The sequence below is a fragment of the Nocardioides psychrotolerans genome, assembly GCF_900113685.1.
In the GTDB taxonomy this organism is placed as follows: Bacteria; Actinomycetota; Actinomycetes; order Propionibacteriales; family Nocardioidaceae; genus Nocardioides; species Nocardioides psychrotolerans.
Genome location: NZ_FOQG01000002.1, coordinates 190,045 through 213,373 on the forward strand (window position 1 = coordinate 190,045; position 23,329 = coordinate 213,373).

The window sequence follows — 23,329 nt, forward strand, 5'->3', positions numbered from 1 at the left end:
GTCCAGTCAAGCGTGAGGTGGGGGCCGGCGGGGTGGAACGACGCAGAGTGGTCCTGGTCGCTACGGTCGACCCATGGCCGAGCTGCACGACCTGACTGCCCTGGAGCAGGGTGCGTTGGTCCGCTCCGGGGAGATCTCGTCCCTCGAGCTGACCGAGCACTACCTCGAGCGCGCTGCACGCCTCGACGACGTCGGCGCGTTCGTCACGCTCACTCCCGACCTGGCGCGTGAGCGCGCTCGGACCCTGTCCGACGGTGCGAGCCCGCTGCACGGCGTACCCACCGCCATCAAGGACCTCAACCTCACCGCGGGCGTGCGGACGTCCTTCGGCTCACCGGCCTTCGCCGACTTCGTGCCCGAGGTGTCCGACGGGGTGACGCTCTCGATCGAGGCAGCGGGGATGGTGAGCATCGGCAAGACCAGCACCCCGGAGCTGGGCTCGCCCTGCTACACCGAGCCGGAAGGATTCCCTCCGGCCGTGACGCCGTGGGACCGCACACGCATGGCTGGGGGCTCCTCGGGCGGAGCTGCCGCGGCCGTCGCCGCCGGGCTGGTCCCCGTCGCCCAGGGCTCGGACGGCGGTGGGTCGATCCGGATCCCCGCCTCCTGCTGCGGACTCGTGGGCCTCAAGCCGACGCGCGGTCGCATCTCCGGCTTCCCGACGTACGGCGACCCGGTCGGCCTCTCCACCTCGGGCTCGATCGCCCGCACGGTGCGTGACGCGGCCGCGCTGCTCGACGTCCTCGCTGGTCGCCGTGCGGGTGACCCAACGTGGGCGCCTGCCCCGCGGGGGAGCTTCCTCGACGCCTGCGACCGCGAGCCCGGTCGGCTGCGGATCGCCCGGTTCGTCGAGCCCGTCATCGCCGACGTCATGGTCGACCCCGAGTGCGTCATCGCCTGGGACGCCGCTTCGCGAGTGCTGGAGGCGCTGGGCCACGAGGTGGTCGACGTGCCCGTCCCGCTGCCGCCCGAGGCGGTCCCCGTGTTCGAGACCTGCTGGGCGGTGCTGACCGCGCTGTCCGTCGTCCCACCCGAGCGTGAGCACCTGCTCCGGCCGCTCACCCGGTGGCTCTCCGAGCGGGGGCGAGCCGTCAGTGGCCCGGACTTCGGGTTGGCGATCGCGGCGATGCGCCGCTTCGCGGCGCAGGCCCTGGGTGCGCTGGCGCCCTTCGATGCGGTGCTCACACCGACCCTCGCCGCACCCCCGCTGCCGGTCGGCGCCCTGCGCGACGACGATGATCCGGCCGCCGACTTCGCGGCCCAGAAGGCCTTCACGCCCTGGACGTCCGCGTGGAACGTGACCGGCATGCCGGCGGTCTCGCTCCCGCTGCACTGGACCCCCGAGGGTCTGCCGGTCGGGGTGATGCTGGCCGCTCGGCCGGCCGAGGAGGAGCTGTTGCTCTCGCTGTCGGCGCAGGTCGAGGCGGCTGTGCCGTGGCACGCCCGGAGGCCTCCCCAGTGGTGACCCAGTGGTGACCCAGTGGTGAGTCGCCTCGTTATGGCCCACACCGCCGAGCTGGCCGCCGACGAGCTGGCGGCCGTGCGGGCCCTGATGGAAGGCGCGTTCGACGACTTCACCGACCACGACTGGTCGCACGCCCTCGGCGGGATGCACGCCCTGGTCGTCGGTGGCGCGGCCGGCGACGACGTGCTGGCGCAGGGCTCGCTGGTCATGCGTCGGCTGCTCGTGGCGGGGAGGTCGCTGCGGTGCGGCTACGTCGAGGCTGTCGCCACGGCGCCCACCCATCGCAGGGCGGGACACGCATCGATGGTGATGACCGCGCTCGAGGGGCTCGCGCCTGCCTACGACCTGCTCGCGCTGTCGTCGTCCGAGGTGGCTGAGGCGTTCTACCGTGGTCGCGGCTGGCAGCCCTGGCGCGGGCCCAGCTCGGTGATGACACCCCACGGCACCGAGGCCACGCCCGACGAGGACGGCGCGATCCTCGTGCTCGCGCCCGGCCCGGACCTGGGCCTGGACCTGGACGCCCCCATCACCTGCGACTGGCGCGACGGCGACGTGTGGTGAGCCTCAGGCGATGCCCCACCGCGCGCGGAACTCGTCGGGCGCCTGGGACTCCAGCTGTTCCCTGATCTGGTCGAGCGCCAGCGCCGCGTCCTCGCCGGGGACGAGCGGGACCCGCAGCTCCTCCACCCCGTCCGAGCGGCGTCGTACGACGATGTCCCCGGCGCGGGTGAGCTCGAGCAGGCCGCCCTGGGTCGCGCACCACAGGTCGAGCGCCCCCAGCAGCACCCGCCGCACGGGTCCACGCCGACGCGGCTCCAGCCGGTGCACGTAGACCTCGTCGGCACTGGCCGGCTCGAGGGGCGCTTCAAGGGTGGCGGTCATGCTCCCAGCCTAGGAGGTGTCTCCACGCGGCGTGACACGCTCGGTGCGACCGAGGACTGAACCTCACCCGACCCGGGCAGCGTCTCGAGGGCATGGGTCGACGACAGGCAGGAGCCGCCGCCGTGCACGACGAGGCACGACGCGGCGCCGCCGAGGCCACCTACGAGGAGTTCGTGGTGGCGCGCTCGCCCGCGCTCTACCGCACCGCCTACCTGCTCACCGGGCAGCAGGCCGACGCCGAGGACCTGCTGCAGAGCGCCCTGGTCAAGGTCTACGTCGGCTGGCGCAAGGTCGCCGCGGCCCGCTCCCCGGAGGCCTACGCCCGCCAGGTGCTGGTGAACTCCTTCGTCTCCGGGCGCCGCCCTGCCCGCTTCACCCGCGAACGGCTGGTCACCTCGCTGCCCGACCGGGGCGCCGACGACGTCGACCCTACCGATCGGCTCAGCATCTGGCCCCACGTCGCTGCCCTGCCACCGCGGCAGCGCGCCGTGGTGGTGCTGCGCTACTACGAGTCGTTGAGCGAGGTGGAGATCGCCGCGACCCTGGGCTGTGCCCGCGGCACGGTCAAGTCCACCGCCTCGGCCGCCCTGGCCACCCTGCGCACCCGGATGGGAGAGACGTCATGAGCATCGAGGACCGCCTCACGGCCGAGCTCGGCTCCCGCGCCGACTCGCTCACGGCTCCCCACGTCGAGGTCTCCGGCCTCGCGCGGCTGGGGCGCCGCGAGCATCGCCGCCGTCGTACGGCGTGGGCCTCGGCCGGCGCAGTCGTCGCGGCCGCCGTCGTGATCGGCAGCGTCGCCGTGCTGGCCCAGCCGGATGCTCGCACCGGTCCGGGGCCGGGTCCTGCGACGGACCCCCCGTCCGATGCGGTCACCTCTCCGGGCGCCCTGCCCTACCTCGTGGGGGGCACGTTGCGGGTGGGGGAGCAGCGGATCCCGGTGGACCCCGAGTGGCAGGTCGCCTTCGCGGGAGGCACCACGCTGGTGGGCCGTCAGTGGGGGGGACCGTGGGCCGTGGTGGAGGGGGACCGACTGGTCGAGCTGCCCACCGGCGCCACCACGCCGGTCGGCGTCATCCTCGCAGGCGACGGGACGCACGCGGCGTGGGTCAACGACGTTGACCGCACGACGCAGCGGGTCGTGCTGTGGGACCTGGTGGCGGACGAGGAGGTGGACCGCGTGGAGGTGCCGGTCGCCCCCGACTTCCAGGGCCAGCTGTCGCTCAACGGCATCGACCTGCTGGGCCGTGTGACGTGGACGACCAACGCGCTCGAGGACCTCACGCTGTGGCGGCCCGGCTCCGACCCGGTGCTCGTGACGGGCCTACCGGGTCCCTACGACGACGCCTGGCCCGGCGGCATCGTCGCCGGCGGGCGTCTCGGCGGCGTCGCCGACGACGGGCGTTTCACGCCGGTCGAGCGGCTCGAGGACCCCGAGTCCGCCTCGTCGCTGTGGTCGCCGGACGGCATTCACCGGGTCCGGTCCATCGGGACCAGCGCGGTCGTCGAGGACCAGCGTGACGACTCGGTCAGCGAGTTCCCCCAGCTCCCCGTGCTGGTCGACTTCCTCACTCCTCGCGGCTGGATCTCACCGACGCAGGTCGTCCTTGCGGGCCCGCTGTCCCAGTCCGAGGGCATGGCGTTGATGTCGTGCGACGTCACGACCGTGCTGTGCGAGCTGATCGACGAGGACGTCCCGGCCGGTGCTCAGCTGCCCGACCGGTGGTGGTGACGCTCAGGCGCGCGAGTCTCCGGACATCCGGGTAGTCATGCAGCGATCGGCCTGCGCCGCGAACGCCGCCCGCGACAGCGAGCCGGCGCCGGCAGGGACGACCCCGAGCAGCGGAAGGCCGGTAACGCGGGGCAGGTCGTGGAGGTTGCAGGTCTCCGCCAGGCCTGGGTCCACGGGCCAGGAGCCGATGACCAGCCCGGCGGGCTCGAGGCCGCGGGCGCGGAGGGTGTCGACGGTGAGCTCGGTGTGGTTGAGGGTGCCGAGGCCGGCGGAGGTGACGACGACGACCTCGACGGCGCCGTCCGGGAGGCCATCAGTCACGAGACGGGCCAGGTCGAGCAGCGTGCCCCCGTCGGCGTCGAGACGGACGAGGAGACCGCCGGCGCCCTCGACGAGCAGCGTGTCGTGGTCGCCGGAGCGCGCCAGTGCCACGACCCGGGCGGCGTGCTCGGCCACCACCGGGATCACGACGCCCTGACGGCGAGCGGCGGTGTCGGGCGCGAGCGGCTCGTCGAGCCGCACCCACTCCTCGACGGGGCAGCCGGTCAGGGAGGTCACGACGTCGACGTCGCCCGCCGAGCCGTCGCCGATGCCGGTCTGCACCGGCTTCACGACCACCACCGACCCGGCACGAGCAGCGCGAGAAGCCAGCGCCGCGGTCACGATCGTCTTGCCGACGTCGGTCGACGTGCCGGTCACGATGACGACCCTCACGCGTGCTCCTTGACGACGGCCACGAGCACCTGGGTCGCGCGCCCCCAGTCGTCGTCGGAGACGCCGGCGTTGACGGTGATCCGCAGCCGTGAGATGCCGTCGGGCACCGAGGGCGGTCGGAAGCAGCCGATCCTGAGGCCGTGCTCGAGCGCAGCGGCCTGGGCCGCCACGGCCACCTGGGGCGAGGGCATCGACACCGACAGCACGGCACCGGCCGGAGGCTCGACGCCGAGGGCCGCCGCGAGGTCGACCACGCGGCGTCGTACGACGTCGACCAGCTCGGGCCGCGCCCGCAGCACGCCGAGCGCGGCCAGCGCCCCGGCGGTCGGGGCGGGTGCGAGGGCGGTGTCGAAGATGAACGGGCGGGCCTTGTTGACCAGGTGCTCGACCAGCGCAGGAGGCCCGAGCACGGCGCCCCCCTGGCTGCCGAGCGACTTCGACAGCGTCATCGTGACGACGACGTGCTCGAGGCCGGCGAGCCCGCGCCCGTGCACCAGGCCGGGGCCGTGGACGCCGAGGCCGTGGGCCTCGTCGACGACCAACATCGCGTCGTGCTCCGCGCAGACCGCCGCCAGCTCGACCAGCGGGGCCTCGTCGCCGAGGACGGAGTAGATCGACTCGGTCAGGACCAGCGCCCGCTTGTCCGAGGCCACCAGCGCCCGGCGCACCGCGGCGACGTCGCTGTGGGGCACGACGACGACCTCGGCCCGCGAGAGCCGCACGGCGTCGACGAGCGAGGCGTGGATGTGGGCGTCGGAGACGACGAGGGTGTCGCGGTCGGCCAGGGCGGTGACCAGCGCGAGGTTGGCGTGGTAGCCGGTCGACATCACCAGCGCCGCCGGCTGCCCGGTGTAGGACGCGAGCTCCTGCTCGAGGTGCTCGTGCAGCCGCAGCGTCCCGGTCACGAGCCGAGAGGCTCCGGACCCGGCGCCCCACATCAGCGCGGCGTCGGCTGCGGCGGCGGTGACGACGGGGTCGCGCGACAACCCGAGGTAGTCGTTGCCGGCCAGGTCGATCGTCTCGTCGGAGGCGGGTCGGGGCCGCAGCACCCGCCGGAGCCCGGCCTCCTCGCGCGCTCCTGCCTGGGCAGCGAGCCACGCGGACCAGGCGCTCACGCGACCTCCGCCGCTCGGGTCACGGCGGCACAGATCCGCGCCAGGTCGTCGTCGTCGGTGATGTAGGGCGGCATCGTGTAGATCAGGTCGCGGAAGGGGCGCAGCCACACCCCGAGCTCCGCCGCCGCGTCAGCGGCCTTCACGGTGTCGACCGGGTGGTCGAGCTGGACGACGCCCACCGCTCCCAACGTGCGTACGTCGTGCACTCCCGGCAGGTCGCGTGCCCCGGCCAGGCCGACGGCCAGCCCTGCCTCGAGGGCCGGGACGCGAGCGGCCCAGTCACCTGAGGTGAGGAGCTCCAGGCTGGCCAGTGCCACGGCGCACGCGAGCGGGTTGCCCATGTAGGTCGGGCCGTGCATCAGCACTCCCGACTCGGAGGCGGAGATGCCGCGGCCGATCTCGGCGGTCGTGAGGACGGCTGCGAGGCTGAGGTAGCCGCCGGTGAGCGCCTTGCCGACGCACATGATGTCGGGGGAGACCCCGGCCGCGTCGGCTGCCCACAGGGTGCCGGTGCGCCCGAAGCCGGTGGCGATCTCGTCGAAGACCAGGACCAGGTCGAGCTCGTCTGCGACGTCGCGCATCACCTGCAGGCAGGCCGCGGGATAGGCGTGCATGCCACCGGCGCCCTGCAGCAGCGGCTCGACGATGATCCCGGCCAGGGTCGCGGCGTGCTCGCGGGCCAGCGCGGTGAAGGCGGCGGCCCATTCCTCGACGGCCGCGGCCGCGGCCGCGGCAGCAGGCGGCCGCGGCGCGAACACGTGCTCGGGCAGCATGGAGGCGAACATCGAGTGCATCCCGCCCACGGGGTCGCACACGCCCATGCAGCCGAACGTGTCGCCGTGGTAGCCGCCCCGGACCGTCAGCATCCGGGTGCGCTCCGCGCGCCCCTGACCACGCTGGTGCTGCAGCGTCATCTTGAGCGCGACCTCGACCGACACCGAGCCGGAGTCGGCGAGGAACACCTTCTCCAGCCCACGAGGGGCGAGCGAGACGAGCTTCTCGGCCAGCCGGATCGCCGGCTCGTGCGTGAGCCCGCCGAACATCACGTGCGAGAAGTCCTGTGCCTGCGCGGTCAGCGCGGCGTTGAGCACCGGGTGGTTGTAGCCGTGGATGGCGGCCCACCACGACGACATCGCGTCAACCAGGACACTGCCGTCACCCAGAGTCAGCCGCACGCCCGAGGCGCCCGTCACCAGTCGCACCGGCGTGGGCGAGGTCATCGAGGTGTAGGGGTGCCACAGGTGCTCGCGGTCGAAGGCGAGCAGGTCGTCGGGCGTGGCCAGCATGCGCAGGGATCTCAGGCTCGGGGGATCAGGCGTTGGGGCGCTCGGTGGTGCCGGCGCCGCGGCGGCGCTTGGCCGGGTCGCGCGAGCCCTCGACGTCGACGGGGCGCGGGTCCTCGTCGGCGCCGAGCACGACGAAGCCGCCGTCGCGGATCATCTCGAGGTCGGCCTCGGCGGCCTGGCCCTCGGAGGTGAGGTAGTCGCCGAGGAAGATCGAGTTGGCGACGTTGAGGGCGAGGGCCTGCAGCGAGCGCAGGTGCATCTCGCGACCGCCGGCGATGCGGATCTCCTTGTCAGGGCACACGAAGCGCGCCATCGCGAGGATCTTCAGGCAGCGGGTCGGGGACAGCTCCCACGTGTTCTCGTAGGGGGTGCCGTCGAAGGGCATCAGGAAGTTGACCGGGATCGACTCCGAACCCATCTCGCGGAGCGCGAACAACGCCTCGACGAGCTGCTCGTCGGTCTCACCCAGGCCAGCGATCAGGCCGCTGCACGGCGAGAGTCCGGCGCTCTTGGCCTTGGAGACGGTGTCGACGCGGTCGGCGTAGGTGTGGGTCTGCACGATCGTGTCGTGGTGCGACTCGGCGGTGTTGATGTTGTGGTTGTAGGCGTCGACGCCGGCGTCGCGCAGCCGCTCGGCCTGGCCGTCCTTGAGCAGGCCCAGGCAGGCGCAGATCTCGACCTGCGGGTTCTCGGCCTTGATGGCGCCGACCATGTCAGCGACGCGCTCGACGTCCTTGTTGGTGGGGCCGCGGCCGCTGGAGACCATGCAGACGCGGGTGGCGCCACCGCGGAGGCCGGCGGCGGCCTGCTGGAGCGCCTCGTCGGTGTCGAGCCACTTGTACTTCAAGATGTCGGCCGTCGAGCCCAGCGCCTGCGAGCAGTAGTTGCAGTTCTCGGCGCACAGGCCGGACTTCAGGTTCACCAGGTAGTTGACCTTGACGGTGTTGCCGAAGTGCTCACGGCGCAGGCGGCCGGCGGCAGCGACCAGGTGGACCAGCTCGTCGTCATGGGCGCGCAGCACCGCGAGGGCGTCGTCCTCCGTGGCGGGCTTGCCCTCGAGGATCGAGGTGGCGAGCTGGTCGAACGACGTGGTCATGGGGCTCTCCTGGCGGGTCGACATCGGACTCAGTATGAGGCCGATCGCGCGGGTGCTGGTCCTCGGCCCGCCACCTGAACGGTGGTCAGGTGAACAGTGTTCAGGTTAGGGTCGACAACCGGTCGCGGTCAACGTGACCCGAGGAGCAGCAGGAGTCGGATGCGCTACCAGCGGCAGGACGTCGTCGAGCGGGCCATCGACGTGCTCGACCGCTTCGGCCTCGCGGACCTGACGATGCGCCGCCTCGGCACCGAGCTGGGCGTCCAGCCCAGCGCGCTCTACCACCACTTCGTCAACAAGCAGTCCCTGCTCGCGGCCGTCGCCGACGAGCTCCTGCGCCGCGGCGAGCGTCCGCTCCCCGGCGGTCCGTGGGACTCTCGCGTCGCCGCGGTCTGTGCCCAGCTCCGCGACGCGATGCTGGCCTACCGCGACGGCGCCGACGTGGTCGCCACCGTCCACGCGTTCGGGCTGGGTGCGACAGCGCCGTACGACGCCCTGGTCGCGGCGCTGGGCGACGCCGGCTTCCCCGCCGACCTGACCCGCACCGCCGCCCGCACCCTCCTCCACTTCGTCTTCGGCCACACCGCCGACGAGCAGACCCACCTCCAAGCCGGCAGCGACGGCGCGATCACCGACGACCCCCGCGACGCCTCCGACTTCGAGGTCGGCCTGTCGCTGGTCATCGACGGCATCCGGCTGCGCCAGCCCACCGACCTCCACCAGGTCTGACCGAGACGTTTGCCGTGCCGCGGCCCGCTGGCATGACCCCGGGGGTGGTCAAACGATTGACCATGGCAGAACGGACCACCTTCCGACTACGAGCCGAGCGATGAGGACCGCCGGCACCGTGGCCCTCAGCCGACCCGACGCGCGACGTGCCGCGTCAGGTCGGCACTCAGCTGCACCTCGTCGGGCAGCACCGCGAGGATCGCGTCGAACGCCCGCTGGCGGTCGGCGGCGGTCAGCATCAGGTAGGCCGAGATCGTGGACAGGTGGCCGACGTAGTCGAGCGCCGGCACGGACGGGCGACGCGCCACGACGTGCTGGCGGACCTCGTCGAAGAGGTCGGAGCGCTCCAGCTCGCTGCCGGGCCACCGCATCGGCGCGTCCTTCGGCGTCCCGTCGGGGGAGGGGAAGCCGTCGTCGGTGAGCCACGGTGACTGCGCCGCCTGCAACGCGTCCTCGAGCGCAGGATCGGCCAGCAGCAGCTGTCCTCCGAACGACGCGAACACGCCCTCGGGCTCGAGCAGCCCGGCGACCCGTGCCCACCGCTGCGTCGGCTCGGTCCAGTGGAGCGACGCGGCCGCGAACACCAGGTCGTAGGTCGATGAGGCCTCCAGGTCCTCGAGCGTCGTCTCGACGGTGGTCACGGTCGCCGGCACGTGCCGGCGCAGCTCAGCGAGCATGGCTGGGTCGGGGTCGGTCGCGGTGACCGCGACGCCGCGCTCGGCGAAGACCCGGGTGGCCTTGCCGGTGCCTGCCCCGATCTCCAGCGCCGTCCGCACCGGCCGGCAGGCGTGGTCGACCACCAGGTCGACGACCTCCGGGGGATAGTCGGGCCGGTAGCGCTCGTAGGCCTGCGCCACCGATCCGAAGACGAGCGCGCGCTCGGTCACAGCGGCACGTCCACGAGCGCCCCGTGGAGCTCGGCCAGCAGCAGCGCCCCGGCGAGGTCGAGCTGCGTGCCACGGAGACGCGCCGCGGCGAGGTCCACGCCGTCGAGCGTCGCGCCACGCAAGTCGGTCGCGCTGAGGTTGGTCTCGCGCACGGATGCCCCGGACAGCTGGGCGCCGCGCAGGACCGTCGACGTGAGGTTGCACAGCGAGAGGTCGGCCTCGCGCAGGTCGAGGTCGGCGAGGTCGAGCTTGCTCAGGTCGGCCCCACGCAACGACACCCCGCGCCACTGGCCACCGCGCACCTTCATCGGCCGCATCGTGCACCGGGTGAAGACCGAGCCGGTCATCTTGCAGCCGTCGAAGGTGGCGTCGAAGAGGTTGCTCCCGTCGAACTCGCAGGTGACGAAGGCGCTCGCCCGGTGGACCGAGGCGTTGAACCGCACCCCGGAGAAGACACACCGCTCGAAGACGGCGCCCGACGAGCGAGCCTCGCTGAGGTCGACGTCGATGAAGGTCGAGTCGACGTGGCGCGCGGCGCCGAGGTCCTCGGAAAACCAGTCCTCGCCGCGGAACGTCGCGCCGTGCGAGCCCTGCGGCCCCGGCGCGGAGCCACCCTGGTCAGACATCGACCGTCCCTCCGTTGCGCCAGTAGAAGCAGTGCTCGCGGGTGAGGAACTCGTCCACCACGAGGTAGCGACGCAGCGCGGCACAGTCGGGGTGGAAGCGCGTCAGCAGCTTGGCCCGCTTGGCCGGGATGGTCCGCAAGCTCTCGTCGGGGGCGAGGAAGTTGGCCAGCACACGTTCGTCCACGGCTCCACCCTCACACGAGACTCCGACACCGCGCGATCGGGTTCTCCTCCCGCGGGTCGGGACCCGCCTGCGCCTCAGACCGGCCAGTCAGCAGCGACGACGACGTGCGCGAGCGCCTCGGGACGCACCAGCCGCGCGTAGTCATGCCCCTCGGGTCATGTGCCCAGCAACCGCTCGCACTCCGCGACGAGGCGTGACCGCAGCGGCGCACCCCGACGCACGAAGTCGCGCTGCGCCTCGACGTAGACCGCTTTGCCCTCGGGCGTCTCGATCCGCACCGGCTCGAAGCCCAGGTCCGCCAGGTCGTAGGGGGCGGCGCGCATGTCCAGCTCACGGATGTCGCGGGCCAGCTCGAAGCAGTCGGCGACCAGGTCGCTGCTCACCATCGGGGTCAGCCGGAAGGCGTGCTTGTAGAGGTCCATGCCCGCATGCAGGCAGGCCGGCTGCTCGAAGGCCGGCCGGTCGTCTCGGCCGGGGGAGAGGGTGTTGAGCGGCCGCGCCGGACCGGTGAAGAACCGGTAGGCGTCGAAGTGGGAGCACGCCACCTTGTGCGAATCCACGACCGCGTCGGTGCCGTCGGGACCGAGGCGCAGCGGCCAGTCGGCGTGGCGGGTCTCGTCCTCCGCGAGGCGGTAGACCATGGCCCACTCGTGCAGCCCGAAGCAGCCGAAGTGGGCCGGGCGGGCCGCTGTGGCCGTGAGCAGCGCGTGCAGGGAGCCGAGCAGCGGCCGCTGCTTCTCGACGTACGACGGCGCGACGGCGATGACGTCCCCCACCTGCTCGTAGCCCTTGAGGGCAGCGAGCTCCTTCGCCCCCACCAGGCCGACGCCGTAGCCGGGGTGCCAGCGGCGCAGCTGGGCCGGGCGCTGGGAGTAGTAGGTGAAGAGGAAGTCGTGCACGGGATGCTTGACGGCGGCGTCGCGGCGCTGGAGGTGCGGGGCCACGAACGCGTCGACGCGCGCGGCGTGAGCGCTCGCGCGCTGACGCCACGTCGCCTCCTCGAGCACGCCGAGGTCCGCCCAGGTCTCCACCCGCCAAGGGTAGGTGCCGCCCTGCCGGCCGATAGGGTCGAGGGCGTGCGCATCGCAAGGTTCACCACCGGATCAGAGCCCTCCTACGGCGTCGTGACGGGGGAGGTCGACGAGTTCGGCCAGCCCGCCGAGGACAGCGTCGTGGTCGCCCTCGCGGGCGACCCCCTCTACGTCGGCATCAAGCTGCTCGACCAGGAGCACCGCCTCGCGGACGTCAAGCTCCTCGCGCCGGTCCTGCCGCGCAGCAAGGTCGTCGGCATCGGTCGCAACTACGCCGCGCACGCCGCCGAGATGGGCAACGACCTGCCGTCCGAGCCGCTGATGTTCCTCAAGCCCAACACCAGCGTGGTCGGGCCGCTCGATCCGATCTTCTACCCCTCGCAGACGCAGGACCTGCACTACGAGGGCGAGCTGGCCGTCGTCATCGGCCGCATCTGCCGCGACGTCCCGCCCGAGCAGGCGACCGACGTCATCTACGGCTACACGATCGCCAACGACGTGACCGCTCGCGACCTGCAGAAGTCCGACGTGCAGTTCACCCGGGCCAAGGGCTTCGACTCCTTCTGCCCGCTCGGTCCCTGGATCGAGACCGACCTCGACCCGCAGCACTTCATCGACGGCGTACGCCTCCAGACGCACCTCAACGGCGAGCTCGTCCAGGACGGCTCCACCGCCGACATGATCTTCGACATCCCGGCGCTGGTCGCACACGTCTCCAGCGTCATGACGTTGCTCCCGGGCGACGTCATCCTCACCGGCACCCCCGAGGGTGTCGGTCCCATGGAGGTCGGCGACGAGGTCGAGATCTCGATCGCCGGTCTCGGCACCCTGACCAACAAGGTGGCTTCACGATGAACAGCACCCCCGGATCGGTCCGCGTCCGGTTCTGCCCCTCACCGACGGGTTCTCCCCACGTCGGCCTGGTCCGCACGGCACTCTTCAACTGGGCCTTCGCGCGCCACCACGGCGGCACGATCGTCTTCCGCATGGAGGACACCGACAAGGAGCGCAACACCCAGGAGTCCTACGACGCGATCCTCGAGCTGTGGCGCTGGCTCGGGCTCACGTGGGACGAGGGGATCGAGCTCGGTGGGCCGCACGGCCCCTACAAGCAGAGCGAGCGGGGTGAGATCTACGCCGACGCGCTGGCGCGACTGCGTGAGTCCTCCTACACCTACGAGTGCTTCTGCACCAACGACGAGGTCGACGCCCGCCGCAAGGCGTCCGGCTCCAAGATCATGGGCTACGACGGCTTCTGCCGCGAGCTCTCCGCCGAGCAGCGGGCGGCGTTCGCGGGTGAGGATCGCTTGCCGATCGTCCGCTTCCGGATGCCCGACGGGTCGATCACCTGGACCGACCTGGTCCGCGGCGACATCTCCTTCGAGTCCGAGCACGTCCCCGACTACGCGCTCTGCCGCGCCAACGGCGACCCGCTCTACACGCTGGTCAACCCGGTCGACGACGCCCTCATGGAGATCACCCACGTGCTGCGCGGCGAGGACCTGCTCTCCAGCACCCCGCGCCAGCTCGCCCTCTACGGCGCTCTCGTCGAGCTCGGCATCGCCCAGGAGACCCCGAAGTTCGGCCACCTGCCCTACGTCATGGGCCAGGGCAACAAGAAGCTCTCCAAGCGTGACCCCGAGGCGCACGCGTTGGCCTACCGCGACCAGGGCTTCCTGCCCGAGGGCCTGATGAACTACCTGGCCCTCCTCGGCTGGGCGATCTCGGGCGACCGCGACATCTTCTCGCTGGAGGAGATGGTCGAGGCGTTCGACATCAAGGACGTCAACCCCAACCCGGCCCGCTTCGACGTCAAGAAGGCCGACGCGATCAACGGCTCGCACATGCGCCTGCTGAGCACCGAGGACATCACCCACCGTGCGCTGCCGTTCCTCAAGACCGCGGGGGTCGTCTCCGACCCCGTCAGCGACGCCGACGCGCAGCTGCTCGAGCTGGCGATGCCCCTGGTCGCCGAGCGCATCAACAAGCTCACCGAGGCCGTCGACATGCTCGGCTTCCTCTTCGTCGACGAGCAGGACTTCACGCGCGACGAGGCCGACGTCGAGAAGCTCCTCACCGAGGACGGCAAGGCCATCGTCCAGGCGTCCCACGACGCTGTGGCGGGCCTGCACGAGTGGTCGACGGCCGCGATCCAGGAGGCGCTGCAGCAGGCGCTGGTCGAGGAGCGCGGGCTCAAGCCTCGCGTGGCCTTCGGCCCCGTGCGGGTCGCCATCACGGGCCGCCGGGTGTCGCCGCCGCTGTTCGAGTCGATGGAGCTGCTCGGCCGCGAGCGCAGCCTGGCCCGGCTGCAGAGCGCGCTGGGCTGAGGGGACTCCTGATGGGCCACGGCTACGACGAGATCCTTCGGGGCGCCCCGCGGCGCGGGTGGGGCTGGACGCTGCTCGGTCTCACGACGTACGCCGCCGGGTTCATCCTCGCCGCGCCGTTGCTGCTGCTGGGTGTCTTCGCGCTCTACTTCGCGGCGATCGGTGACCTCAGCGCGGAGCGGATGACCGCGCTGGGAGACCTCGACGACGTGACGCCCGCGATGCTGGCCTACCTCAACCTGTCGCTGGCCGCGGCGATCCCGATCGGCTGGTTCGTCATGCGCTGCGTGCACGGGCTCAAGCCGCGATGGCTCTCCTCGGTCATGCCCCGCATCCGCTGGCGGTGGATGGCGGTCTGCTTCGGACTGTCGGTGCTGGCGCTGATCGCGACCGTGGCCGTCTCGGCGGTGCTGCCGCAGCAGGAGACCGGCATCACCGGTGACGTCAACGCCTTCACCGACACCACGCGTGACTTCCTCCTCGTCGTGCTCCTGCTCACGCCGCTGCAGGCCGCGGGGGAGGAGTACGCCTTCCGCGGCTACCTCACCCAGGCCTTCGGAGGCCTCCTGCGCAGCCGGACGGCTGCGGTCCTCGTGCCGGCGCTGCTGTTCGCGCTGGCGCACGGTGCCCAGGACCCGCCGATCTTCTTCGACCGCTTCGCCTTCGGGGTCGTCGCCGGCATCCTCACCATCGCCACCGGCGGCCTCGAGGCCGCGATCGCGATGCACGTGCTCAACAACTGGCTCGCCTTCGGCTCGGCGCTGGCCTACAGCGACATGACCTCGGCGATGAACCCCACCGGCGGCACCTGGTGGAGCCTCCCGGTGACCCTGACGCAGTCGCTCAGCTATCTGGCACTGGCCGTCCTCGTGGCCCGCAGGCTGGGCGTGCGGAGCACGATCGGTGGGGCCGTTTTGGAACCCGTCGGGCCACGCGTGTAACGTTTCTCCTCGGCCACCGGACCTCGGTTCGGAGGGCCAAAGCAGAGTAAGACCATTGGGATATGGTGTAATTGGCAACACGACTGGTTCTGGTCCAGTTATTCTAGGTTCGAGTCCTAGTATCCCAGCCAAGATGCCGGTGGAGACCGGGATTTTGTGCGGCAGAGTGGCTTTCGCTAACCTGTGGCAGCACCAAATAGCAACATCAGCACCAACTCTTGCCCCCGTTGTGTAGCGGCCTAGCACGCCGCCCTCTCACGGCGGTAGCGCCGGTTCGAATCCGGTCGGGGGTACAGATCACGCAGGGCCGGTCCACCAGGACCGGCCCTGCGTGCATTGACGAGTCGGCGCAATGTCGCACGCCTGCATCAGGCGCAGAGACCTGCAGCGAGTCGCGCCGCGGCCGCCTCCTGGGCAGCAGCGGTCTCCTCGGGGGTGGCCGAGGAGCCGTCGGAGGGCAAGGCCGTCGACGGGGAGCCGCTCGCGGTGCCGACCGGGTCGTCGGCCTTGATGCTCTCCTCGCTGAAGTCACGCCCGAGCCGCCGGTCGTTGCGGATGCGCTCCCACAGCTTGTCGGCGTCCTCGGTCCACACCAGCCGGTTGGGGTCGGGCTCGTACTCGGCGAACGGAACGGTGATGAAGCGGATGTCGTCGAGTCCGGTGTTCTTGAACTGCATCGCGAGGTCGACGAGGGCCGGCAGGTTGGCCAGCTCCTTGTCGAGCTTGAGCGAGCTCGTGGCGGCGTCGAGGAAGGAGAAGACCCGGTCGGGACGCGACAGCGTGCCCGCGGAGACGACCTTGTTGATCATCGAGGCGATGAAGGCCTGTTGACGCGTCATGCGGCCGATGTCGCCAGTGACCGACAGCACCGAGCGCTCGCGCACGTAGTTGAGGGCCTGCTGACCGGTCAGGGTCTGCGTGCCGGCGTCGAAGAAGATGTTGTGCTCGGGGTCGTCGACGTCCTTGGGGAGGCAGACCTCGACCCCGTTGACCGCGTCGACCATGTCCTTGAACCCGTTGAAGTCCACGACGACCTGGTGGTCGACCCGGACATCGGTGAGCGCCTCGAACATCTGGGTCGTGCAGAGAGCGCCGCCGAGGGTGAACGCCTCGTTGAACATCGCGAGCTCCTCGCCCGGGACCTCCTCGCCGTCGGGCAGCATGCAGTCGGGTCGGGTGACCAGCGCGTCGCGCGGCAGGCTGACGCCGTAGGCGTCCTTCCGGTCCGCCGAGATGTGCAGCAGGATCGTGGTGTCCGAGCCTTCGCTGCCGGCCTCGCCGTCGATGGCGCAGCCCTCGCAGTCACGGGTGTCGGAGCCCATGATGAGGATGTTGATCGGCTGCTTCGGCCCCTCGACCTCGATCGCGTCGGGGCGGTCGACGCCGTCGGGGATGCCGGGCAGCGTCTCGATGTTGCCGTTGAGCTGCTGGTAGGCCACCGAGACCCCGACGCCGGTCAACAGAGCCAGCACGAGGTGCGTGACCAGGATGACCCGCAGGACCGTACGACGGTGCTCGCGCTCCATGGGGCGCTTGCGCGCAGCAAGCGCGGGCTGGGTTGCCGGCGCGTCGCCCGGCGGCGTCTCGTCGTCGGCCACGTTCACATCATCACAAACACCTGGTTGAATCCTCCACAGATCCGCGATACCGGTGCGAGAGTGCTCCATCCCGGTGTCCGATTCCCGCTAGCACCGGCCGTCGCGGTGCAGGAGGATGGACATATGCAACCGACCCAGTGGCTCGATCCCGAGTCCTGCTACGGCGCGGTGAAGTCCCGTGACCGACGTTTCGACGGCGTCTTCTACACCGCGGTCCGCACGACCGGCATCTACTGCCGGCCCTCGTGCCCGGCCCGCACCCCGGCGCTCGCCAATGTCAGCTTCCACCCGAGCCCCGCGGCCGCCCAGGCCGCGGGCTACCGCGCCTGCAAGCGCTGCCTGCCCGATGCCACGCCCGGCAGTCCCGACTGGGACGTCGCGGCGACGGCCGCCGGGCGAGCGATGCGACTGATTTCCGACGGTGTCGTGGATCGCGAGGGCGTCGACGGGCTGGCGCGCCGCGTGGGCTACACCTCACGTCATCTCTCGCGGCTGCTGGCCGGCGAGCTCGGAGCAGGTCCGCTCGCGCTGGCGCGCGCGAAGCGTGCGCAGACCGCGCGGGTGCTCCTCGAGACCACGGCGCTCACCTGCGCCGACATCGCGTTCGCGGCCGGCTTCTCCAGCGTGCGCCAGTTCAACGACACGATCCGTGAGGTTTACGCCGCCAGCCCCACCGACCTCCGGGGGCGTCGGGGATCTCGTCCGACCACCGGCTCGGTGACGATGCGACTCTCGGTGCGCACCCCGTTCGCGGGCCGGGCGCTGCTGGCATTCCTCGCCTACCACCTCGTGCCGGGCGTGGAGGTCGCCGGCGACGGCTGGTATGCCCGCACCCTCGACCTGCCACACGCGCCCGGCACGGTCCGGCTCGACATCACCGATGCCCTGGACGAGGGGCAGACAGCCTTCGTCACCGCCACCTTCGGCCTCCAGGACCTGCGCGACACGGCCGCTGCCGTGGAGCGCGCCAGACGGTTGCTCGACGCCGACTGCGATCCGGTCGCCGTGTCCGACCACTTCGCCGGCGATCTCGTGATCGGACCGCTGGTGCGCGCGACACCGGGGCTGCGGCTGCCCGGCCAGGTCGACGGTGACGAGACCGCCGTACGCACGGTGATCGGGCAGCAGGTCAGCGTCACCGGCGCCCGGACCGTGACGGGTCGGATCGTCGCGGAGCACGGGCGGTGCGTCGAGACGAGCATCGCGGGCCTCACCCATCTCTTCCCCGACGCCGCGACCCTCGCCCGCGTCGATCCCGAGACGCTGCCGATGCCCCGGGCCCGGGGGAGGGCCCTGGTCGGGCTGTGCGCCGCCCTGAGCGCCGGTGACGTCGCGCTCGACCGCGGCCCCGACCGCGACGACGTACGACGTGCCCTCGTGGCGCTACCCGGCATCGGGCCGTGGACGGCCGACTACGTCGCGATGCGGGCACTGGGTCATCCCGACCTGTTCCTGCCCACCGACATCGGCGTCCGCAACGCCCTCGCCGGCCTGGGCCACGACCTGCCATCGGCGATCGCGGCCTCGGAGTCGTGGCGCCCATGGCGCTCCTACGCGTTGATGCACCTCTGGAACACCCTCATGCCGCCCTTCCCCACCGACCCTCAGGAGGTCTGAGATGTGGACCGTGACCGACAGCCCCATCGGCGAGCTGCGCCTCGTCGAGCACGGCGGTGCCATCACCGCCATCGAATTCTCTCCCTTCGGGGACCCCGACGGTCGGGTGCGTGGTCGGCGCGACGACGCGCACCCGGTCCTCGCCGAGGCACGACGCCAGCTCACGGCGTACTTCGACCGCGACCTGTTGGAGTTCGACCTCCCGCTCGCCCCGGGTGGCTCGCTCTTCCAGACCCAGGTCTGGGAGCAGCTGAAGCTCATCGACTACGGCGAGACCGCGACCTACGGCGAGATCGCGGCGCGGCTCGGACGCACCAACGCGGCCTCGCGGGCGGTCGGCCTGGCCAACGGCAGCAACCCGATCCCGATCGTCATCCCGTGCCACCGCGTCATCGGGGCCAACGGCACCCTCACCGGCTACGCCGGGGGAGTGGCGCGCAAGCAGGTGCTGCTCGAGCTCGAGCAGGACGCACTGTTCTGAGCGAGGCCCGCCGAGTCGGCGCGATGTTGCATGCAACATCGCGCCGACTCGGCGGTCACTCAGCCGCAGCGCGGCGCAGCGACTCCGAGAGTCGTTCGGCGGCGGCAAGCACGGCTGGGGCGTGCATGCGGCCGGGCTGACGGGAGAGCCGCTCGAGCGGGCCGGAGACGGAGACGGCGGCGATGATCTTGCCGCCCGGGGAGCGCACCGGGGCAGAGACGGAGGCGACGCCCTGCTCGCGCTCGCCGACGGACTGGGCCCAGCCGCGCCGGCGGATGCCCGACAGTGCGGCAGCAGAGAACGCGGCGTTCTGGAGACCACGGTGCATGCGCTCGGGGTCCTCCCATGCCAGCAGCACCTGGGCCGCGGAGCCGGCACGCATGGTCAGTTGGGAGCCGACGGGGATGGTGTCGCGCAGCCCGGAGGGGCGCTCGGCGGCAGCGACGCAGACCCGGTGGTCGCCCTGGCGGCGCCACAGCTGGGCGGACTCCCCGGTGATGTCGCGCAGCCGGGCGAGGACAGGTCCGGCCGTCGCGAGGAGTCGGTCCTCGCCGGCAGCCGCGGACAGCTCGGCAAGGCGGGGACCCAGCACGAAGCGGCCCTGCATGTCGCGGGCGACCAGACGGTGGTGCTCGAGGGCGACGGCGAGGCGGTGGGCGGTGGGGCGGGCGAGGCCGGTGCCGGCCACGAGACCGGCCAGGGTCGCGGGTCCGGACTCGAGCGCGGTGAGCACGAGCGCGGCCTTGTCGAGAACGCCGACACCACTGGAGTTGTCCATATGGCAATACTGCGGTCTCAGATCATGGGATGCAAGACCCGTGCGGTGTGACCTGGTCGGGACAGCGGGTGGTCCAGGCCACTATCACTGCGACGTCGGTCCGGCGTCGCAGTCGTCGGGGCCACGGTGGGGTCGTCGCGTCGCGGCGCCCAGGCGGGCATGTCCACATGACGAGATTGATATCTCAGATCATGGGACGACGGCGTAGCGTCGTCCGGGCATGATCACCGGTCACGAAGGAGTGAAGACATGGGCAAGACCTTGTCGGAGAAGGTGTGGGACGAGCACGTCGTCCGCTCCCACGCGGGAGAGCCGGACCTTCTCTTCATCGACCTGCACCTCATCCACGAGGTCACCAGCCCCCAGGCCTTCGACGGCCTCCGGATCGCCGGGCGCGCGGTCCGCCGCCCGGACCTGACCCTGGCCACCGAGGACCACAACGTCCCCACGCTGGACTGGGACAAGCCCATCGCCGATCCCGTCTCCCGCACCCAGGTCGAGACGTTGCGCAAGAACGCCCAGGAGTTCGGCGTACGCCTGCACCCCCTCGGCGACATCGAGCAGGGCATCGTGCACGTCGTCGGTCCCCAGCTCGGCCTGACTCAGCCGGGCATGACGATCGTCTGCGGTGACAGCCACACCAGCACCCACGGTGCGTTCGGTGCGATCGCCTTCGGCATCGGCACCTCCGAGGTCGAGCACGTCCTCGCGACCCAGACGTTGATGCAGGCCAAGCCCAAGACGATGGCCGTGACCATCAACGGCAGCCTGCCTCCCGGTGTCACCGCCAAGGACATGGTGCTCACGCTGATCACCCACACCGGCACCGGTGGCGGCCAGGGCTACATCGTCGAGTACCGCGGCCAGGCCATCGAGGAGCTCTCCGTCGAGGGCCGCATGACGGTCTGCAACATGAGCATCGAGTGGGGTGCCAAGGCTGGCCTCATCGCCCCGGACCAGATGACGTTCGACTACATCGAGGGTCGCGCCGAGGCGCCCAAGGGCGCCGACTGGGATGCCGCAGTCGAGCACTGGAAGACGCTCGTCACCGACGCGGACGCCGAGTTCGACGCGGAGATCGTCCTCGATGCCTCCGAGATGACCCCGTTCGTCACCTGGGGCACCAACCCCGGCCAGGGTGTCCCGCTCGGCGGCTCGGTCCCGGACCCCGCCGAGTTCGAGGACGCACAGGACCGCGTCGCCGCCGAGAAGGCCCTGCTGTACATGGGTCTCGAGGCCGGCACGCCCATGCGTGAGGTCAAGGTCGACACCGTCTTCGTCGGCTCCTGCACCAACGGCCGCATCGAGGACCTCCGCCTGGCGGCGAAGATCATCGAGGGCCACACCGTCGATGCCGACACGCGGCTGCTCGTCGTGCCCGGCTCCGTGCGCGTGCGCATGCAGGCCGAGAGCGAGGGCCTCGACGTGATCTTCAAGGAGGCGGGCGCCGAGTGGCGCGGCGCCGGCTGCTCGATGTGCCTGGGCATGAACCCCGACACGCTCGAGCCCGGCGAGCGCAGCGCGTCGACCTCCAACCGCAACTTCGAGGGCCGGCAGGGCAAGGGTGGTCGCACCCACCTCGTCTCCATCCCCGTCGCAGCCGCGACCGCCATCCGGGGGACGCTGTCGTCCCCGGCCGACCTGGAGGCCTGAGTCATGGAGAAGTTCTCCTCGCACACCGGCATCGGCGTCCCGCTGCGCCGCAGCAACGTCGACACCGACCAGATCATCCCGGCCGTCTACCTCAAGCGTGTCACCCGTGACGGCTTCGAGGACGGCCTGTTCAGTGCTTGGCGCAACGATCCCGAGTTCGTCCTCAACAACCCGGTCTACGCCGCCGGCTCGGTGCTCGTCGCCGGGCCCGACTTCGGCACCGGCTCGTCGCGCGAGCACGCGGTGTGGGCCTTGCAGAACTATGGGTTCAAGGCGGTCATCTCCTCGCGCTTCGCCGACATCTTCCGAAGCAACTCCGGCAAGGCGGGTCTGCTCGCTGCCCAGGTCGACGAGAAGGTCGTCCAGCGGCTGTGGGACTACCTCGACGCGACCCCGGGTGCGGCTGTCACCGTGGACCTGGAGTCGCGCACGGTGCGTGCCGGCGCCGGCGAGGACGCGATCGAGGACTCCTTCGACATCGACGACTACACACGCTGGCGGCTGCTCGAGGGTCTTGACGATGTCGGGATCACCCTGAGCCACGCCGACGACATCACCGCCTACGAGGCGCTTCGTCCGAGCTGGAAGCCGGCCACGCTCCACGGCTGAGCGCGTCCACATCGTGAGTCCGGTGGGAATAGGGGACGCGTCAACTTCCTTGTGCCCGGGTACCGGGTGGTCGTGTCCCCACGGGCACCGCTCACCGCACCTGTCGACGAAAGGACTCACGTGCCCACCATCTCGACCAACGGCATCGACCTCAACTACACCGACTCCGGCGGCGCCGGCCGCCCGGTCGTGCTCATCCACGGCTGGCCCCTCAGCGGCGCCTCCTGGAGCGAGCAGGTCCCGGCCCTCACCGACGCGGGCTACCGCGTCGTCACCTACGACCGCCGCGGCTTCGGCGACTCCGACAAGCCCGGCACGGGCTACGACTACGACACCTTCGCCGCCGACCTCGGTGGCGTGATCGAAGGTTTGGACCTCCACGATGCGAGCCTCGTCGGCTTCTCGATGGGTGGCGGGGAGGTGGCTCGCTACCTTGGCACCGTCGGGGATGCTCGGGTGCACTCGGCCGTGTTCGCAGCCGCAATCCCGCCCTACTTGCTGAAGACCGAGGACAACCCCGGTGGCGGCCTCGGTGAGGACGACGTCAAGGGCATGATGGAGGCCGCTTCCTCCGACCGCGAGGGCTTCCTCGACGGGTTCACCACGAACTTCTTCTCCGCCGGCGGGGAGCTCAAGGTGACCGAGGAGCAGCGACAGGACGCCCTGGCCCTGGCCGCGAAGGCCGAGGATGCCGCGCTGGTGGCCTGCATCGAGGCCTTCGGGACCACGGATTTCCGTCAGGACCTCGCCACGATCAAGGTCCCGACGCTCGTGATCCACGGCGACTCCGACGGCATCGTGCCGTTCGAGGTCTCCGGGAAGCGCTCCGCTGACAGTGTCGCCGGCGCCGAGCAGGCGCTGATCGCGGATGCACCGCATGGTTTGAACGTCAGCCACGCAGCGGTCTTCAACCAGCACCTCCTGGCATTCCTGGAGAAGTGATCTCGGTCCTCGTTTGTCGAGATATCCCAAGCAGGTAAGGGATATCTGATAATCCCGATGTTCACGACGTTGGCGCACGTCCGGCAATTGCCGGGCGTGCGCCAACGTTTTCGCGGTCCAGCTCCAGAAAATAGGTCTCGCTGTTCTCGGCGTGGTGATTGTGACAATGGCCACCAATGCCTAGCGTGCATTGATGAAAGTCGGGCAAAGCTCGACGCCACCAGTTCATTGGAAGGGAAGCTAGTGAACAAGTCACAGCTCATCGACGCACTCGCGACGCGCTACGAGGGGAACCGTAAGCAGGCAGCCCACGCACTCGAGTCCGTTCTGGACACGATCACGCGTGAGGTCGCCAAGGGCGAGAAGGTCGCCATCACGGGCTTCGGCTCCTTCGAGAAGAGGATCCGTGAGGCCCGGTGGGTTCGCAACCCGCAGACCGGCGCCCGTATCAAGGCCAAGAAGACGGCGGTGCCGAAGTTCAGTGCCGGCGCCGACCTGAAGAACGTCGTCTCCGGTGCGAAGAAGCTGCCGAAGCTGACGATCGCAGCCCCTGCGGCTGCTGCCAAGAGGGCGGCGGCTCCGGTCAAGAAGGCGGCGGCTGTTGCCAAGAAGGCGGCTCCGGCGAAGAAGGCGGCA

At 71.0% G+C, this 23,329-nt stretch carries 25 protein-coding genes and 2 tRNA genes; 16 read left to right on the plus strand and 11 right to left on the minus strand.

The annotated features are described in order from the left end of the window. Positions 1-73 precede the first annotated feature (73 nt). Both BM204_RS03055 and BM204_RS03060 read left to right on the plus strand, forming a co-directional pair. Positions 74-1,465, plus strand: coding sequence for an amidase (locus tag BM204_RS03055; protein WP_091110309.1), 1,392 nt, complete (start codon positions 74-76; stop codon positions 1,463-1,465). Positions 1,466-1,483: 18 nt separating this feature from the next. After that, a complete protein-coding gene (locus BM204_RS03060) occupies positions 1,484-2,026 on the plus strand; it encodes a GNAT family N-acetyltransferase (RefSeq protein ID WP_246165826.1) in 543 nt (180 codons plus the stop codon). A gap of 3 nt (positions 2,027-2,029) precedes the next feature. Here BM204_RS03060 and BM204_RS03065 read toward each other — a convergent pair whose 3' ends face one another. Continuing rightward, complete coding sequence (locus BM204_RS03065) at positions 2,030-2,347, minus strand: hypothetical protein (RefSeq protein WP_091110313.1); 318 nt, start codon at positions 2,345-2,347, stop codon at positions 2,030-2,032. Positions 2,348-2,439: 92 nt separating this feature from the next. Here BM204_RS03065 and BM204_RS03070 point away from each other — a divergent pair, with 92 nt between their 5' ends. Then, positions 2,440-2,973: a SigE family RNA polymerase sigma factor gene (locus tag BM204_RS03070; protein WP_091110315.1), complete on the plus strand. Its 534-nt coding sequence runs from the start codon at positions 2,440-2,442 to the stop codon at positions 2,971-2,973. Then, on the plus strand, positions 2,970-4,079 hold the full coding sequence (locus tag BM204_RS03075) for a hypothetical protein (RefSeq protein ID WP_091110316.1): 1,110 nt from the start codon (positions 2,970-2,972) through the stop codon (positions 4,077-4,079). The genes BM204_RS03070 and BM204_RS03075 overlap by 4 nt, the downstream gene beginning before the upstream one ends. A gap of 3 nt (positions 4,080-4,082) precedes the next feature. Here the strand turns inward: BM204_RS03075 and bioD are convergent, their stop codons facing one another. The 4 genes from bioD to bioB are packed head-to-tail and all read right to left on the minus strand — an operon-like array spanning position 4,083 to position 8,290. Further along, the gene (gene bioD / locus BM204_RS03080; RefSeq protein WP_091110318.1) at positions 4,083-4,793 is read right to left on the minus strand and encodes a dethiobiotin synthase; all 711 of its coding nucleotides are present in this window, start codon (positions 4,791-4,793) and stop codon (positions 4,083-4,085) included. Further along, positions 4,790-5,908 carry an 8-amino-7-oxononanoate synthase gene (locus BM204_RS03085; protein ID WP_091110320.1) on the minus strand — a complete coding sequence of 373 codons (1,119 nt, stop codon included), beginning with the start codon at positions 5,906-5,908 and terminating at the stop codon, positions 4,790-4,792. The genes bioD and BM204_RS03085 overlap by 4 nt, the downstream gene beginning before the upstream one ends. Further along, positions 5,905-7,194 (minus strand): adenosylmethionine--8-amino-7-oxononanoate transaminase, encoded by a 1,290-nt coding sequence (locus BM204_RS03090; protein WP_091110322.1) that lies wholly within the window; start codon positions 7,192-7,194, stop codon positions 5,905-5,907. Before BM204_RS03090 ends, BM204_RS03085 begins: the two co-directional genes overlap by 4 nt. Positions 7,195-7,219: 25 nt before the next feature. Then, positions 7,220-8,290 (minus strand): biotin synthase BioB, encoded by a 1,071-nt coding sequence (gene bioB / locus BM204_RS03095; protein WP_091110324.1) that lies wholly within the window; start codon positions 8,288-8,290, stop codon positions 7,220-7,222. Positions 8,291-8,449: 159 nt separating this feature from the next. Between bioB and BM204_RS03100 the strand changes: the two genes are divergently transcribed. Then, positions 8,450-9,019, plus strand: a complete 570-nt coding sequence (locus BM204_RS03100) for a TetR/AcrR family transcriptional regulator C-terminal domain-containing protein (protein ID WP_091110325.1) — start codon at positions 8,450-8,452, stop codon at positions 9,017-9,019. 125 nt (positions 9,020-9,144) lie between these two features. Here the strand turns inward: BM204_RS03100 and BM204_RS03105 are convergent, their stop codons facing one another. The 4 genes from BM204_RS03105 to BM204_RS03120 all read right to left on the minus strand — a co-directional run bounded on the left by BM204_RS03105 (position 9,145) and on the right by BM204_RS03120 (position 11,747). Next, positions 9,145-9,906, minus strand: a complete 762-nt coding sequence (locus tag BM204_RS03105; RefSeq protein WP_091110326.1) for a class I SAM-dependent methyltransferase — start codon at positions 9,904-9,906, stop codon at positions 9,145-9,147. Beyond that, a complete protein-coding gene (locus BM204_RS03110) occupies positions 9,903-10,532 on the minus strand; it encodes a pentapeptide repeat-containing protein (RefSeq protein ID WP_091110328.1) in 630 nt (209 codons plus the stop codon). The genes BM204_RS03105 and BM204_RS03110 overlap by 4 nt, the downstream gene beginning before the upstream one ends. After that, the gene (locus BM204_RS03115) at positions 10,525-10,716 is read right to left on the minus strand and encodes a DUF2087 domain-containing protein (RefSeq protein ID WP_091110329.1); all 192 of its coding nucleotides are present in this window, start codon (positions 10,714-10,716) and stop codon (positions 10,525-10,527) included. The genes BM204_RS03110 and BM204_RS03115 overlap by 8 nt, the downstream gene beginning before the upstream one ends. 155 nt (positions 10,717-10,871) lie before the next feature. Beyond that, positions 10,872-11,747, minus strand: a complete 876-nt coding sequence (locus BM204_RS03120; RefSeq protein ID WP_246165828.1) for a 3-methyladenine DNA glycosylase — start codon at positions 11,745-11,747, stop codon at positions 10,872-10,874. A gap of 45 nt (positions 11,748-11,792) precedes the next feature. Between BM204_RS03120 and BM204_RS03125 the strand changes: the two genes are divergently transcribed. The 5 genes from BM204_RS03125 to BM204_RS03145 all read left to right on the plus strand — a co-directional run bounded on the left by BM204_RS03125 (position 11,793) and on the right by BM204_RS03145 (position 15,308). Next, the gene (locus BM204_RS03125; RefSeq protein WP_091110331.1) at positions 11,793-12,602 is read left to right on the plus strand and encodes a fumarylacetoacetate hydrolase family protein; all 810 of its coding nucleotides are present in this window, start codon (positions 11,793-11,795) and stop codon (positions 12,600-12,602) included. Further along, positions 12,599-14,074 (plus strand): glutamate--tRNA ligase, encoded by a 1,476-nt coding sequence (gltX, locus tag BM204_RS03130; protein WP_091110332.1) that lies wholly within the window; start codon positions 12,599-12,601, stop codon positions 14,072-14,074. The genes BM204_RS03125 and gltX overlap by 4 nt, the downstream gene beginning before the upstream one ends. Positions 14,075-14,085: 11 nt before the next feature. After that, on the plus strand, positions 14,086-15,015 hold the full coding sequence (locus tag BM204_RS03135) for a CPBP family intramembrane glutamic endopeptidase (protein ID WP_091110334.1): 930 nt from the start codon (positions 14,086-14,088) through the stop codon (positions 15,013-15,015). A 56-nt stretch (positions 15,016-15,071) separates the two neighbouring features. Next, positions 15,072-15,146, plus strand: a tRNA-Gln gene (locus tag BM204_RS03140). An 89-nt stretch (positions 15,147-15,235) separates the two neighbouring features. Beyond that, positions 15,236-15,308 (plus strand) — tRNA-Glu (locus tag BM204_RS03145). Between the two features lie 75 nt (positions 15,309-15,383). Here BM204_RS03145 and BM204_RS03150 read toward each other — a convergent pair. After that, the gene (locus BM204_RS03150; protein WP_170259064.1) at positions 15,384-16,613 is read right to left on the minus strand and encodes an LCP family protein; all 1,230 of its coding nucleotides are present in this window, start codon (positions 16,611-16,613) and stop codon (positions 15,384-15,386) included. 123 nt (positions 16,614-16,736) lie between these two features. Between BM204_RS03150 and BM204_RS03155 the strand changes: the two genes are divergently transcribed. Both BM204_RS03155 and BM204_RS03160 read left to right on the plus strand, forming a co-directional pair. Continuing rightward, positions 16,737-18,230 carry a DNA-3-methyladenine glycosylase 2 family protein gene (locus BM204_RS03155; RefSeq protein ID WP_091110337.1) on the plus strand — a complete coding sequence of 498 codons (1,494 nt, stop codon included), beginning with the start codon at positions 16,737-16,739 and terminating at the stop codon, positions 18,228-18,230. A gap of 1 nt (position 18,231) precedes the next feature. After that, complete coding sequence (locus BM204_RS03160) at positions 18,232-18,711, plus strand: methylated-DNA--[protein]-cysteine S-methyltransferase (protein ID WP_091110339.1); 480 nt, start codon at positions 18,232-18,234, stop codon at positions 18,709-18,711. Positions 18,712-18,766: 55 nt separating this feature from the next. Here the strand turns inward: BM204_RS03160 and BM204_RS03165 are convergent, their stop codons facing one another. Then, the gene (locus BM204_RS03165; RefSeq protein ID WP_091110341.1) at positions 18,767-19,489 is read right to left on the minus strand and encodes an IclR family transcriptional regulator; all 723 of its coding nucleotides are present in this window, start codon (positions 19,487-19,489) and stop codon (positions 18,767-18,769) included. Between the two features lie 249 nt (positions 19,490-19,738). On the opposite strand from BM204_RS03165, the gene leuC reads away from it, so the two are divergent. The 4 genes from leuC to BM204_RS03185 form a co-directional block, all read left to right on the plus strand. Next, on the plus strand, positions 19,739-21,142 hold the full coding sequence (gene leuC, locus BM204_RS03170; protein WP_091110342.1) for a 3-isopropylmalate dehydratase large subunit: 1,404 nt from the start codon (positions 19,739-19,741) through the stop codon (positions 21,140-21,142). A gap of 3 nt (positions 21,143-21,145) precedes the next feature. Then, on the plus strand, positions 21,146-21,751 hold the full coding sequence (gene leuD / locus BM204_RS03175) for a 3-isopropylmalate dehydratase small subunit (RefSeq protein WP_091110344.1): 606 nt from the start codon (positions 21,146-21,148) through the stop codon (positions 21,749-21,751). A gap of 120 nt (positions 21,752-21,871) precedes the next feature. After that, complete coding sequence (locus BM204_RS03180) at positions 21,872-22,693, plus strand: alpha/beta fold hydrolase (protein WP_218031125.1); 822 nt, start codon at positions 21,872-21,874, stop codon at positions 22,691-22,693. A 243-nt stretch (positions 22,694-22,936) separates the two neighbouring features. Beyond that, positions 22,937-23,329 (plus strand): HU family DNA-binding protein (locus BM204_RS03185; protein WP_256215522.1); only part of this gene is annotated, 393 nt, incomplete at its 3' end.